Annotated in this window: 10 protein-coding genes; 3 read left to right on the forward strand and 7 right to left on the reverse strand. The window is 67.3% G+C overall.

The genetic code is table 11. From position 1 onward, the window contains the following. Positions 1-110: 110 nt before the first annotated feature. The 7 genes from E1293_RS36965 to E1293_RS36995 all read right to left on the reverse strand — a co-directional run bounded on the left by E1293_RS36965 (position 111) and on the right by E1293_RS36995 (position 8553). Complete coding sequence (locus tag E1293_RS36965) at positions 111-764, reverse strand: carbohydrate kinase family protein (RefSeq protein ID WP_132203100.1); 654 nt, start codon at positions 762-764, stop codon at positions 111-113. Between the two features lie 89 nt (positions 765-853). Next, the gene (locus E1293_RS36970; protein ID WP_132203102.1) at positions 854-1735 is read right to left on the reverse strand and encodes an endonuclease/exonuclease/phosphatase family protein; all 882 of its coding nucleotides are present in this window, start codon (positions 1733-1735) and stop codon (positions 854-856) included. Next, complete coding sequence (locus E1293_RS36975) at positions 1732-2445, reverse strand: hypothetical protein (protein ID WP_132203104.1); 714 nt, start codon at positions 2443-2445, stop codon at positions 1732-1734. Before E1293_RS36975 ends, E1293_RS36970 begins: the two co-directional genes overlap by 4 nt. Then, positions 2442-3650 carry a formyl transferase gene (locus tag E1293_RS36980; protein ID WP_165978557.1) on the reverse strand — a complete coding sequence of 403 codons (1209 nt, stop codon included), beginning with the start codon at positions 3648-3650 and terminating at the stop codon, positions 2442-2444. Before E1293_RS36980 ends, E1293_RS36975 begins: the two co-directional genes overlap by 4 nt. A 341-nt stretch (positions 3651-3991) precedes the next feature. Further along, positions 3992-5224, reverse strand: a complete 1233-nt coding sequence (locus tag E1293_RS36985; protein ID WP_132203108.1) for an aminotransferase class I/II-fold pyridoxal phosphate-dependent enzyme — start codon at positions 5222-5224, stop codon at positions 3992-3994. Positions 5225-5226: 2 nt separating this feature from the next. Further along, positions 5227-6138, reverse strand: coding sequence for a hypothetical protein (locus tag E1293_RS36990; protein WP_132203110.1), 912 nt, complete (start codon positions 6136-6138; stop codon positions 5227-5229). A 108-nt stretch (positions 6139-6246) separates the two neighbouring features. Beyond that, positions 6247-8553, reverse strand: coding sequence for a B12-binding domain-containing radical SAM protein (locus E1293_RS36995; RefSeq protein WP_132203112.1), 2307 nt, complete (start codon positions 8551-8553; stop codon positions 6247-6249). A gap of 186 nt (positions 8554-8739) precedes the next feature. Here E1293_RS36995 and E1293_RS37000 point away from each other — a divergent pair, with 186 nt between their 5' ends. The 3 genes from E1293_RS37000 (at position 8740) to E1293_RS37010 (ending at position 11677) form a co-directional block, all read left to right on the forward strand. Then, complete coding sequence (locus E1293_RS37000; protein ID WP_132203114.1) at positions 8740-9618, forward strand: hypothetical protein; 879 nt, start codon at positions 8740-8742, stop codon at positions 9616-9618. Between the two features lie 110 nt (positions 9619-9728). Further along, positions 9729-10841 (forward strand): aldo/keto reductase, encoded by a 1113-nt coding sequence (locus E1293_RS37005; RefSeq protein ID WP_207939311.1) that lies wholly within the window; start codon positions 9729-9731, stop codon positions 10839-10841. A gap of 80 nt (positions 10842-10921) precedes the next feature. Further along, positions 10922-11677 (forward strand): endonuclease/exonuclease/phosphatase family protein, encoded by a 756-nt coding sequence (locus E1293_RS37010; protein ID WP_207939312.1) that lies wholly within the window; start codon positions 10922-10924, stop codon positions 11675-11677. Positions 11678-12146: the final 469 nt, after the last annotated feature.

Raw genomic sequence — 12146 nt, forward strand, 5'->3', positions numbered from 1 at the left:
ACCCATTCAGAAGACATTCCAGCCTTGAAATGCTGAGCCCGGTGGACTACGAGGAACGACACCGAACCTCGAGCATCACCACCTGACCCATCTCACCCGAGCTGTCCGTGCTACGGGGGGAACCTCACGGCGTTCTGACCTGCGTGAGCGTGGCCGATCGCGCCGTAACGTCCGACCGTGACCACTGTCAGCTCAGCTACGTCCAGTGCGCACAGGGCCTCCAAGGTCGCATGGGCGGAGGCTGTGTTCTCCTCGGCGTTGGTCTGGAGCGCGCGAATTCGGCGGCCGCGTAGGGTTTCTGCCAACCAGGCCGGCGGAGGTGAACCCCCGAGGTTGACAATGACTTGGCACCCCGCTTCCAATGCGGCTGCCATGACAGCACGAGGCGCCTCCTGCAGGACTTCGTAGCAGTCCAGGTAGACCACCGGAGCGACCGTGAGCCGGGGCAGGTCAATGGCGCGGAGCTCGTCGGTGATGCCTCGCAGTCCGGAGAACCAGGTCCGGTTGCCTGAATGATCGACCACAACGATGTTGGTCCGGGTGCGTTCCATCGGTGTGGCACTGGGGTGCAGCGTGATGTTCCAGTCCGTCAAACGAGCGTGGACAGAGCGACCAACATCGTCGTCAGCGACAGGGTTGCTGTGCAATGAGGCGGGATGGCCGAGGCCTTGCAGGGACGCGGCAACAAGCGGGCCGTCTCCGGCGACAAAGCCTTCGGTGTACTCGACGTCCACGCCGTAGTTGAGGCGCGGCATCGCGGTCACGTGCAGGGTATGGACATGGGCGAGATAGCTAAAGCATGCAACCATCGGCGCTTCGGCTGGTTGTGCGGTCTCAGGCTCCTGCGCCGGTGTCACCGCGTGGCGGCGAGTTGGACAGTGGTGACTAGGGCGGCGTGGTCGCTCATCTGTAGCGTGCGGGGTTGATGGTCGTAGCTGCAGGCGGTAATACAGCCGGTGGCGGCGCTGACAAGGGCGTGGTCGAGGCGTTGGGACCCGAAACGGTCGCTGACCCAACTGTGGTCGGTGGCGGTGGGATGTAGAGCCCGGTAGGCGTCGGTCAGGCCGAGGTCCAGCAGTCCCGTGTAGAAGGCGTAGTCGTGGTCGGCGAAGGCGGGCAGGTGTGGCCGGTGACCGGGCTCGACGACGTTGAGGTCCCCGGCCACGATCATGTTGGGATGGGAGATGCTGGTCAGGTACCCGATGATGCGCTGTTGGAAGGCGCGGCGGCGTTCGCTGCTTTCCTCGGTCATGCCGTTAGTGGGCCCGTACACCCCGATCACGCGAATGGTTTGTCCCGCCTGTCCGCGTGACTCTGTTTGGGCGGCACCATCTTTGGTGGTCGGTGCGGTGCTTGCGGTGAGGTCCACCGCGACGATGCGCGGGTTGAATGCTGGCGGCAGTACCGGGGACACGGTGAAGCCCCGGCTAGCGATGGTGGCGAGGTAGCGGCTTTCCTGCCAGCCGGGGCCGCAGGAGATGGTGAATCCCTCGGCCTCCAGCACGCTCATGATGAGGCGTCCGCCGCTACTGGGTTGCATCTCGGTGAGAATGAGGGTGTTACTCCGGGTCTTCAACAGCCAGTCGGCCAACCGCTGGGCACGCTGCGGATTCGGACTGTTGACGTTCAGGGCGCACACCCGCAGTTCAGTAGTGCCAGGGTCGGTGACAACCTGGTCGCCGGTGTCGGTGTCCACGGCGCCGAACAGCATTCCCTGCACCGCGTCGTCGGTCATGGCGTCTCCCTTGTTGCTGCGGCCGTGGCGGCGGGTGTGTCGGCGGCAAGACCGGTCAGCTGTCGGACCCGGTCAATGGTGGCGGCCAGCTGGGCGGCGGTCATCTGTTTGGCGGCGCGCTGCTCGGCGGTCTCGTGGGCGGCGCCGTATACCCAGAAGGAGCGGCCTTCCACGGCGTCCAGGATCAGGAACCGGTCGCTGGTGGCTGGTCCGCGGACCAGGATCGAGATGGTGTCCGCCTCGGCCTGGACGGTGTGCACGGTGGCGTGGTCCAGTGCGTAGGTGGAGCCGGGCCGTTCGATCCGCTCGATCAGCGGCCGCAGGGCGCGGGGGTCGGTGTCTTCGTCGAACTCGGTGTCGCGACCGAAGATCCGGTGCACGTAGCTGCCTCGGTAGATTCCGGCGAAGAAGTCCCAGCGGTGCGGGTGCGGCCGGTCAAAGTAGCCGGCCCGGTACAGGTGCAGCCGGACGCGGACTTTCGCGGTGGTGTCGTCGTAGAGGACGAGTTTGTCCAAGAAGTCGTAGCGCTCGCACATCGTTGCGAGATGGGTATCGGCAGGCAACTGGTTCAGCAGTTGGTTCAGCAGGGCCGAATTGGTGGCGATCGCCTCGTAGACCGGGGTGCAGCCGGCCAGGACGGAGGCGGCGCTGGTCCAGTCGATGGCGGCCAGTTCCTTGAACGTCGGATGCGGATAGGGCGGCGAGGTCATGGCAAGGCCCCTCCAGGAGGGTGGTGGTCGGATACGAGCGGGAATTTTGGCTCGGGGACTACGGGGCCGGCGAAGGGAGAGGCGTCCAAGACCCGTTTGAGGTGCGGGTGCAGCCGGTAGAACTGGCGGCCCAGTCCCGGGGCCTGGGCTGTGGCGGCGGGCAGGCTTCCGGTGGTCGCGACGTGGACCGCGGCGGCGGTCAGCAGCTGCAGTTGGGTGTGCTTTGTTCGGGCGCGCAGTGTCCCGGCGGGGGCGATGGGGACGGCGGCCGAGGCGTAGACGCTTCCCGTGTCCACGCCAGGTTCGGCGCGGTGCAGGGTGCAGACGATCGGGTCGTTGTTCAGCAGCGCCCAAGCCACGGCATCCATGCCCCGGTAGGTCGGTAGGGCACCGTTGTGGGCGTTGATCACACCGAGGCGGGCGAGGCTCAGGACTGCGGCCGGGACGATCGGCATCCCGGCCAGGATGACCAGATCGGCGGCGTGGCGGTTCAGAGCCTCGGCGACCTGCCCCCAGTTGTGGGCATGAATCTGCGGGATGTTCGAGGCGGCGTGCCCCTGGCCGACTTCGGGCTGTGGGCCGGATGCGGTTTGGTCGGTGGTTGGCTGGTCGGGTGGATACCAGGCTTGGTCGTAGCTCGATGATGGGGTTGCGGCGGGGCCGTCGGAGGGCGGCCCGTACCAGCACACCGCCGTAAGCCGGACACCGGCCGCAGCAGTCATTTCGGCCAGCTGGGCAGGACTGCCCGAGCCCACTCCGGCCAGCATCATGATCCGCGGCCGGCGCCGGGATCGATCGTGCTCCCGGCCCGAGCCCTCGTCCACGGTGAAGGATTTGGGGTGAGGCGTGGCGCCGGCGTGCAGCCCTGGGGTGACGGGCTTGGTGGTGAACTGCGCGGTCGGTGCGAGCCGGTTGGCCAGGTCGGCTTGCAGGCTGTCGGTGGCGGCGTTGAGAAGGTGGGCGGCCATGGTGATTTGCTGAGGCAGTTCGGGCCCGGCGGCGGGGTGGATGGCTACGGCGCCGAGCAGTTTGCAAGCACCGTTGAGAAACCGCAGGTCGGCGCTCTCGGCCGCGACGCCAATCCAGTGCATGGCGAGGGTGAGCCATGCGGAGGCGATGGCGGGGGTGAGCGCGGCGGTATTCGCGGCAACGGGTGGGCGCAGGACAGAGGTGGTCTCAAAGCCGTGCAGCACCTTCAGATCCATGTGGGTGGCTGGTTGCGGGTGCTTCGCGTCCCCGCCCGGTGACCTCGTGGTAGTCACACGCTGCGAATACACGAAGTTAAAGCTCACAGCGTCAGCAGCTAACCCCTTGGCAGCCCTCGCTGCAGCGGCGGGTTCGGAGAGATCCCAGAGTCGAGCCGACGCTGCGGCTTCCGCCACTCCTGAGCGTGCGCCTCGGGATTCGTTGCGCGAGGGGGCGAAACGAGGTGCGGTCTCGGCGGTTAGGGCGGCGAGGTCGAAGTCTCCATCAGTGTCGGCGCGGACCGGGAACCGACCCTCAACAGCCGGGGGCGCGGTGTCGATGCGGGGGCCTATCGGGCTGGTCATCGGGCGACGGCGGCGCAGACTTTGGTCAGCGCCGTCAGGTAGCCCTCGACCAGGTCTTGGTCGCCGGGGTACCCCCAGATCGGGATTTTCAGGAAGCCGGCTTGAAAGGCTTGGACGCCGGGGAGATCGATGTGTTCGGGTGTGCTGGGCTGCCAGGGCGCGAACGGGTCGCGTCGGGCGAACAGCGGTTCGGCGCTGATGTCGCGGGTGGAACCGGGGGCGTCCACGTGAGTGGCTCCCTCAGCGACGCACAGGTCGATGAACTGTCTACGCGTGACGGTCGCGCTCTGGGGGTGGAATCGCAAGCCGATGACGTACAGGCCGTGTTGTCCAACCTCGGCAGGGACGATGGCGGGGGTGAGAACGGGATTGCCGTCCAGGCCATTGACGAAGGTGTCCAGGACGGTGCGTCGGCGGCGCTCGATGTCGTCGGCGCGGGAGAGCTGGTGGAGGCCGATGGCGGCGCCGAGGGTGGTGATGCGGTGTTTGAGGCCCATTCCAGTGAAGGCGAACGGGGCGAACTCGGCGGTGGGGTCGATCTCGGTCAGGCAGCGTTTGTTGTAGTGCCCGTACAGCAGCGCGAGTTGCCGGAACCGGTCGTTGGCGGTGACCAGCATGCCGCCTTCACCGGTCGTGATCGCCTTCTGGTTGGTGGAGAACACCGCCATGTCCCCGAACGTCCCCACGCGTCGGCCTTTCCAGGAGGCGAAATGGGCATGGGAGCAGTCCTCTAGGAGGAGCACACCGTGCTCGGTGCACAGCGCTGCGATCTCGTCCATCGGGCAGGGGTTGCCCCACATGTGGGTGACGATCACGGCTTTGACTGACGGGCTCAGCTGGGCGGCGATGGTTTGGGCGGTCACGTTCCCGTAGGCGTCGGCGTCGGCGAACCGGACGTGGATGCCGTCGAACCCGAACGGTGAGGCCGTGGCGAAGAAGGTGTAGGCCGGTGCCACGACCGCATCTCCGGGTTTGAGCCCCGCGATCCGGCTCATCGCGTGGATCGCTGCGGTACCGGAAGCAAAGGACACCGCGTGCGGGACCCCGGCGAACTCGGCGAACGCCCGCTCGTAGTCACCGATGACCCCGCGTGCATCCCGGTCCGACAGCGACCGGTGGAGTTGCGCTCGTACGGCCGCTTCCAGGCTGTCGTCCACGGCCGGCCATCGGTAGTGCGGTTCGTTCACCGAGAGGGTCGGAGGGCCCCCGTGGGCCGCAAGCGTGCTCATCGTTAAATCTCCGTCTGTGCAGCTGGGTGGTCGGGTGGAGAGTCATCGAGCGCGGTGATCACCTGGCGGACCTGCGCCGCTGACTCAGCTGGGGTGGCCGTGGGGCTCAGGGCGAGGACCGGCCACTGGTATCGGTCGGCATAGGCGCGCATGTGCTCCAGCCCAGCCCGCTGATAGTCCACGAACGTCTCGCGGTTGAGCTCGCCGTAGCCGGCGTGCATGCCGAGTTCGGCGGGCCGGAACTGCCGGCCTCGGTCATACAGGGCGGCAGGGTCGGCCGACAGCAACACCACGGTGTCGGGCACCCGGATCCGCTGGAAGATGACGTCGAGGATGGGCTGGGTGTAGCCCTGCAGCAGCAGCTTGGAGCAGAACTTGTAAATCCAGCCGTCCACGATGACGTCGTGGCCGGCGTCCAGCAATGGCGCGAGTACCGTCTCGCCGTGAGCGGTGAACCAGGATGCCTGCAGCCCGACCCAGAACGCGTCCGACAGGTCGGGGGCGTCGCCGCTGTGCCACAGCATGGTCGCCAGTTGCTGCATCAACGTCGCGGCGTAGGCCGAGGTGGCCGAGATCTGCCGTCGTGACACGAACACAAACTGCCGGGCATCGGACGCCGCCGGTGCCTGAGCCCGGTGTGGGCGTATCGGTGATGTAGAAGAGTGGACGGCGTTCGGTTGGGCGGCGGCCACTTGGTCGTAGGAGCAGGTAGCCAAAAGCTCGGCCAGTGTCGTCTTCCCGATTCCGTCAGGTCCTTCCAGCACCAGAAATCGTCCGGGCACTCGGCTCTCCGTTGTCGGTGTGGTCCGGTTCGGGCGTTGCCCGGCGGCGCGCCGGGACCGGTGGCGGTGCACACCGCTGCGCACCGCCACACGGCGGTCGCTCAGACAGCGCACTGCCTTCATCGTGACCATTCGTGGCCGGTGTGACTCGCCCGTGGCCGGTTGCGGGCGCGGGCTTCCGGCCGACCGCGCAGATACTGTGCGCCTATCGTGCGCAGGCAGGGGTGTGCGGAGCATCGGTCAGGTCCCGCATGCTTCGGCGGCGTTGATCAGGCGCCATGGTTGAGGTTGCCGCCACCGCTCATACTCGGCCTTCAGGAGTGCCTGGGCGTCGTCCGGCAGGGCAGGCAGCGCGGCATTCACCACGGTCGCCATCCGCGTGGTGAGCTCGGCCAGTTCGCCATCCAGCACCGCCTGAAGGTTCCCCTTCAGCCTCAGAGCCTCGGTGCGCCCGGCAGACTGGGCCGAGTAACGGTCGATCAGAGCGAGCATCTCGGTGAGAACCACGTAGGCGGCATGCCGGATAGTGACGCGGGCCTGATGGAGCAGGTCACGCGGCTGGCCGTTGAGGATCTTCTCCAGCGACTTGGCGGTGTAGTCCAGCGCGAAACTCCGGTCGATCCACAGCTGCGCGTGATGGGAGCAGGCCCCGATGCGCCAGTCGGCGAATTCCGCGTCGACCCGGCCCATCGAGGGCCGCGCAGTCCTGGTCAGGCCGCGGGCTTGGACGGCGCGCGTGTAGGCGGCGCCGCTCAAGCATTCCATGCTGACCAGCATGTAGGAGATGCCGGTGTAGAAAGCGCGGCCGGTCTGATGAGCGGCGACGAACTGCGGGTCGTCGATCCCGTCGATGATCTCCTCGACGCTCAGGTGCGGCAGGGGGCGCAGCAGCAGGTCGGTGCGGCCCTGGAAGGCGTGCGTGGCCGCGAGCTCGTCAGCGTCCATCAGGTGGTCGAAGGTGATGTAGGTGTAGCGGGTGGGGACTCCCAGCGCAGACAACGTCCTGATCGCCAGGGCGTTCTGGTCGCTGGTGGTGTCTTTGTTGAAGCGCTCCAGGATGCTGCTGACGCCGGACTCGACGCCGAACAGCATCCGGCGCAGCCCCTGCTCGACCAGATCCCGCCACAGTTGGGCGCGCTCCAGGTGCCAGTCGCGGTCGCGGTCGGGCCGAACGACCTGGTCGATGCGGCACGAGGACTCCCACGACAACCCGGCTGCCTGCAGCGCTGCGGCGATCGCGCGAATCCGGGGGACGGCGTCGTCGCCGCGCCCGATGATCTCTTCGTCCACCAGGTACAGGGTCCGGGAGATGCCGGGGTGCCGGTCGAACACCGTCCTCATCGCATCCAGGATCCAGTCCAGGTCCTGTGCTCCGCCAGGAGCCCATTTCCCCTTGTGCGAGCGGGGGCAGAACGAGCAGGCGCTGGTGCAGCCGCGGCTGGTCTCCAGTTGGGCCACGCCATGGTGGTCGAAGGTGGCGTCCAAGAGGTCCAGCTCGGGCAGGATCTCGGTGACCGCCCGGTTGGGCAGCGTTGCCGTCCGGAGCGCAGCCGACGGTAGGGGCCGAACAAGGGTCGACTGCTCACCTCGAGTGGCGGGGCGGGCAATCATCAACCCGCCACCACGGGCCGCTCCGGTGTAGCCGATCCCGCGGATCTGATCCCGCTCCAGGTCGCCATGGAAATGGCTGAGCACATCGGCGATCGTGGGCTCACCTGCGCCCCGGGCGACCATCAGATCGGGGTAGCGCTTGAGCAGCAGGCCCTCGTTGCGGGCGGTCAGGCTGCCACCGGCCAGCACCAGCGGCGGCCGGGGACTGCCGAACAGGTCGTCCAACAGCTCGATCATCAGGTCGTGTTGACCGAAGGTCGCCGACACACCCACGACGTCGGGAGCCAGGTCATCGACGGCCGCCCTGATGTCGTCGAGGGTGGCCCCCAGTTGCATGTCCATCAGCGTGACCTGGCCGATCAGGGTGGAACGGGCAGCCCTTGCCAGGTCTGAGATCGCCAGCGGGAACCGCGGCAGTGGGAACCACTCAGGGTGATACAACGCTGCCAGCAGCACCCGAGGCCGAAGCAGCCGCTGCGCCGCCTCCTCGCTCACCTCGCCCGCCGACAGCCACGTCTGTGGCGTGGCGATCTGGATCCGGTCCTGCGCCCACTGCGGCCAAGATCGGGTCAGGTGCTCCTGGCCGGACAGATCGGCAATCGTCCATCCGGAGGCCTGGGAGGCGCGTTCGGCGAACAGAAGCCGCCGGTCAAGCGTGCCCGTGACGGCGAAACGGCCGGGCAGCACGCCGGTCAGGGCCGCGGCTACGGCATTCGGATCGGTTTCGGGAATCGCCCCCAGCCGGGTCGCAGTGGCGGCGTCCACGGGGATGCCCGTTGCGTGTTCGACGCCGGCGAGCAGACGCTCATGGCCAGTGGTGCGCCCGGGAGCTTCTCCTGATACCCGGCTTGTGGAGTCGCCGGAGGTGTGAGCGGGGGTGGAGCCCGGACTCCGGCGTGCTGGGTGGACCAGTGCTGGCAGGATCTTGGGCAGCATCGCGGCCTCCTTACCTCGCCTCCAGCACAAGCGACATCGAGCTGCCCGGGCCAGGGGCGCGGACGGATCCGGACAGCCGCTATGACGCCGCTTCCGCGCGACCTGGAAGAAGCCCCGTAGGCAAGGTGATGCGGCGAGTAGGCTCTCGGACGATTTCGGACACGCGCGGACTGATGTGAGGGGCCGATGCCTCAACCCGGCGATATCGATCCCAGCGAGGCTCGTACCGTCGCGGAGTTCACCCGATGCCTGCGCCAGGTGCGGACGCGAGCCGGCAACCCCTCGCTACGCGAACTGGAACAGCGAGCTCGGCGGCTGGGCACGCGTCTGCCACGCAGCAGCGTCTCCGATGCTCTGGCCGGGGCCACCCTTCCACGCCGCGACCTGGTGATGGGGTTCCTGCGGGCCTGCGGCATCAACCCGCAGGCCGATCCCCGATGGGTGCGGGCCTGGGCGCGCCTGGCGGAAACCAGCGATCCCACTGTCGTATCCGCACAGACCGAGCAGGCAGACCAACAGCCCCGGCTCACCGACCAGCTGGTCCGCGATATCCGCAACGCCGGACTACTGCGGATCGGCACCACCTATCTGAGCGAGGTGGAATGGAAGACGCTGTTCAGCGATGTCGCCGAACTTGACATCTTCATGGCCTACGGACAGACGTGGCGGCATCTGCACGCCCGGGAATTGGAGTTGGTCGCCGCCAGCGCAGGCAGCCGCCTCCGGGTATTCCTCGCCGACCCTGACGACCAGACCACAGTGGCCGCGCTGGCCGCCCGGTTCGCCATCACCCCCGAAGAACTCCAGACTCGGATCCAGACCACCCGTCAGGGCTACGAGGCCCTGCGCCGGCCAGGCGGAGCCAACATCCAGGTCTTCTACTGGCCCGGAGAGCGGACCTTCTCCTTCTTCCGCCTGGACGAGATCGCCGTGGTCGGCTTCTACAGCCACACCACGAGCCGTGCCGCAGCGGTGCCAGTCCTGGTCTGCCAAGAACCCGGCGAGCTCTACCAATTCCTCCTCGAGGAGCTAGACGCCATCCAGACGGCCAGCCGCCCCGCCTGAACAAACGACCTCCGAAATGAGCGGGTGCGGCGTTACCGCCACAGCGAAGGGGCCGTGGCAGCCATGATGGAGATCCCAGCAACGGCACCAGGTCATACCGAGGAGCCCCAGTGTCTGGCCAACCATCCGCGACCGGTCAGTTGCCCATGCGCGCCCTAGGACGAACCGGCATCACCGTCCCCGCGCTCGGCATCGGCTGCTGGGCCATCGGCGGCCCGGACCACAATCTGGGAATGTCAATGGGCTGGGCCAGCGGCGCTGACTCCGCCACAGCCATCGCCGGGCTGGAGACCGCCTGGGAGCTGGGTGCCCGACTGTTCGACACCGCTGATGTGTACGGGCACGGCCGGTCAGAACGCCGCCTCGCGCACCTGGTCGCCCACGTCCCCCGCGAGCAGATCGTGCTGTCGTCCAAGGTCGGCTACTTCACCGGCACCGCCCGGCACGGCTACGACCCCGCCCACATGCGCCGCCAGCTCGGCCAGACATTGGACAACCTCGGCACCGACCACCTGGACATCTACGCCCTGCACCACTCCGACTTCGGAGCCGACGACCGCTACCTCCAGCCCGCCGTCGAAGCCATGCGAGCCTTTCAAGCCGAAGGCCTCATCAAAGCCGTCGGCATGCGCGGACCGCATCGGTTCGCCCCCGATCGGCTCGCCACCGCACCCGACCGCCGCGGCGACAAGATCGCCCGGTTCCGGGCCGTCTTCGACGCGGTCGAACCCGACGTGCTGGCCGTGCGCGACAACCTGCTCACCCCTACCGCCCGCTCCGAAGGGATCTTCGCCTTCGCTCGCGAGCGCCGCTGCGGAGTACTGATCAACAAGGCCCTCGGGCAAGGGCTCCTCACCGGCATGTACGACCCGGCCCGCCCCCGTCGTTTCCCCGACGGCGACCACCGCAGCCGCAAACGCTGGTTCACCCCGGACGCCCTCACCGTCCTCCAAGAGGGGCTTGAAGAACTTCGCAGCCTGGTCGGGAGTGGCTCCGCCGACCTGATCAGCATCGCCCTGTGGTCATGCCTGGACCGCTCACCCGACGCCGTCGTCCTCACCGGCTTCACCACCCCCGGACAAGTCCGGGTGAACCTCACCAGCCTCCGCGACCATCCGCGTCCCCAAATACTGGAGCGGGCCCGCACCATCATGGCCGCCGTCCAAGCTCGCCTGGACGACACCGGAGAGGTGTTCCTCGACGAAACCACCGCCCCGTCATGACCACTCCACCTACGCAACCGGCCATCACAGGCCTCATCGAGCGGCCCGCCCACCACGCAGAGCCAGACCGCCTTCGCATCATGAATTGGAACGTGCAGCACGCCAACCCGGCACGATCACGCCAGCAGGCCGGCTGGATCGCCGGGCAACCCATCGACGTCGCCGTCCTCACCGAAGTCTCCGCCAGCCACGGTGCCACCGCCCTGATCCAAGAGCTCACCGACTACGGCTTCACCGTGTGCTGCCCCACCGGGCCAGGCAGCGACTACCGCGTACTCATCGCATCCCGAATCGGCAAGCTGGAAAGCTGCCCCCAGATCCAAACCACGCACCTTCCCCACCGCTGCGTCGCAACCCGGCTGCACCTCAACCACGACGACGCAACGCCCCAGACCGTGGGCATCGTCGGACTCTACGTACCGTCGCGCGGCAACCGCGAACGCCGCAATGTCGACAAACGAGCATTCCAGAACGCCGTCACCCGGCTCATCCGGCGACTGCCCGCACTCATCGGGGTCAACGGCCCCGTTCTCATCACCGGAGATCTCAACGTTGTCGAACCCGACCACCAGCCGACACTCAAGGTATTCGGTGCCTGGGAGTACGACTTCTACCGCGCCTTCTCCGCCGCCGGATACACCGACGCCTACCGCCACCTGCACCCACATCAACCCGACCACTCCTGGTACGGACGCAGCGGCGCTGGCTACCGCATCGACCACGCATTCTGCTCAAGTGAGCATGTAGTTCAGAGCTGCGAATATGACCAGCGCCCCCGTCGCAACCGACTCAGCGATCACGCCGCCATGACGCTCGTTCTCCAATGGCGCTACTGAGAGAGTGCGCAAGGACGAGCCAGATGCCGGTGGCTGAGCGGCCCTGACGTTCCCATTGGTGGATCCGGTCGGCGAGGTTGTGGCCGTGTGGCCCGTAGGCACAGACCCCAAGCTCATAGGCGCGCCGCCCGTCGGGGGCGCCAGAGGCGGGTCGCGCCAGATACGCCGCCAGCGCCGGCACCTTCTCCACCAGAGCCCGGCGATCGGACTCCGGCACCTCCTGCAGGTGGCCCAGCACCGCGGAGATCAGACATGCTGAAACAGCAGGCACGGTCTTCTCCTGCATCAAAGCGCGTCGACAACCTCAGAATCACTCATGGCCGTGCCTGCGTGCATGTGCATGGATGCTCTTATGGATGTCAAGCCGCGGGCTCAAGATCGCTTGGTGCGGTGATGATCTGGTAGAGCTCTCGGGCGATGTAGCGCTTGAGACAGCGGATGATCTCTTTCTTGGACATGCCTTCCTTGG

It is taken from the genome of Actinomadura darangshiensis (assembly GCF_004349235.1).
Lineage (GTDB): Bacteria > Actinomycetota > Actinomycetes > Streptosporangiales > Streptosporangiaceae > Spirillospora > Spirillospora darangshiensis.

What these genes read in the sequence shown, in the direction of transcription:
- E1293_RS36970 (WP_132203102.1), bottom strand. Translation starts at nt 1,735, where the DNA reads ATGACCGACGACGCGGTGCAGGGAATGCTGTTCGGCGCCGTGGACACC.
- E1293_RS36975 (WP_132203104.1), bottom strand. Translation starts at nt 2,445, where the DNA reads ATGACCTCGCCGCCCTATCCGCATCCGACGTTCAAGGAACTGGCCGCC.
- E1293_RS36980 (WP_165978557.1), bottom strand. Translation starts at nt 3,650, where the DNA reads ATGGATCTGAAGGTGCTGCACGGCTTTGAGACCACCTCTGTCCTGCGC.
- E1293_RS36985 (WP_132203108.1), bottom strand. Translation starts at nt 5,224, where the DNA reads ATGAGCACGCTTGCGGCCCACGGGGGCCCTCCGACCCTCTCGGTGAAC.
- E1293_RS36990 (WP_132203110.1), bottom strand. Translation starts at nt 6,138, where the DNA reads ATGGTCACGATGAAGGCAGTGCGCTGTCTGAGCGACCGCCGTGTGGCG.
- E1293_RS36995 (WP_132203112.1), bottom strand. Translation starts at nt 8,553, where the DNA reads ATGCTGCCCAAGATCCTGCCAGCACTGGTCCACCCAGCACGCCGGAGT.
- E1293_RS37000 (WP_132203114.1), top strand. Translation starts at nt 8,740, where the DNA reads ATGCCTCAACCCGGCGATATCGATCCCAGCGAGGCTCGTACCGTCGCG.
- E1293_RS37010 (WP_207939312.1), top strand. Translation starts at nt 10,922, where the DNA reads ATGAATTGGAACGTGCAGCACGCCAACCCGGCACGATCACGCCAGCAG.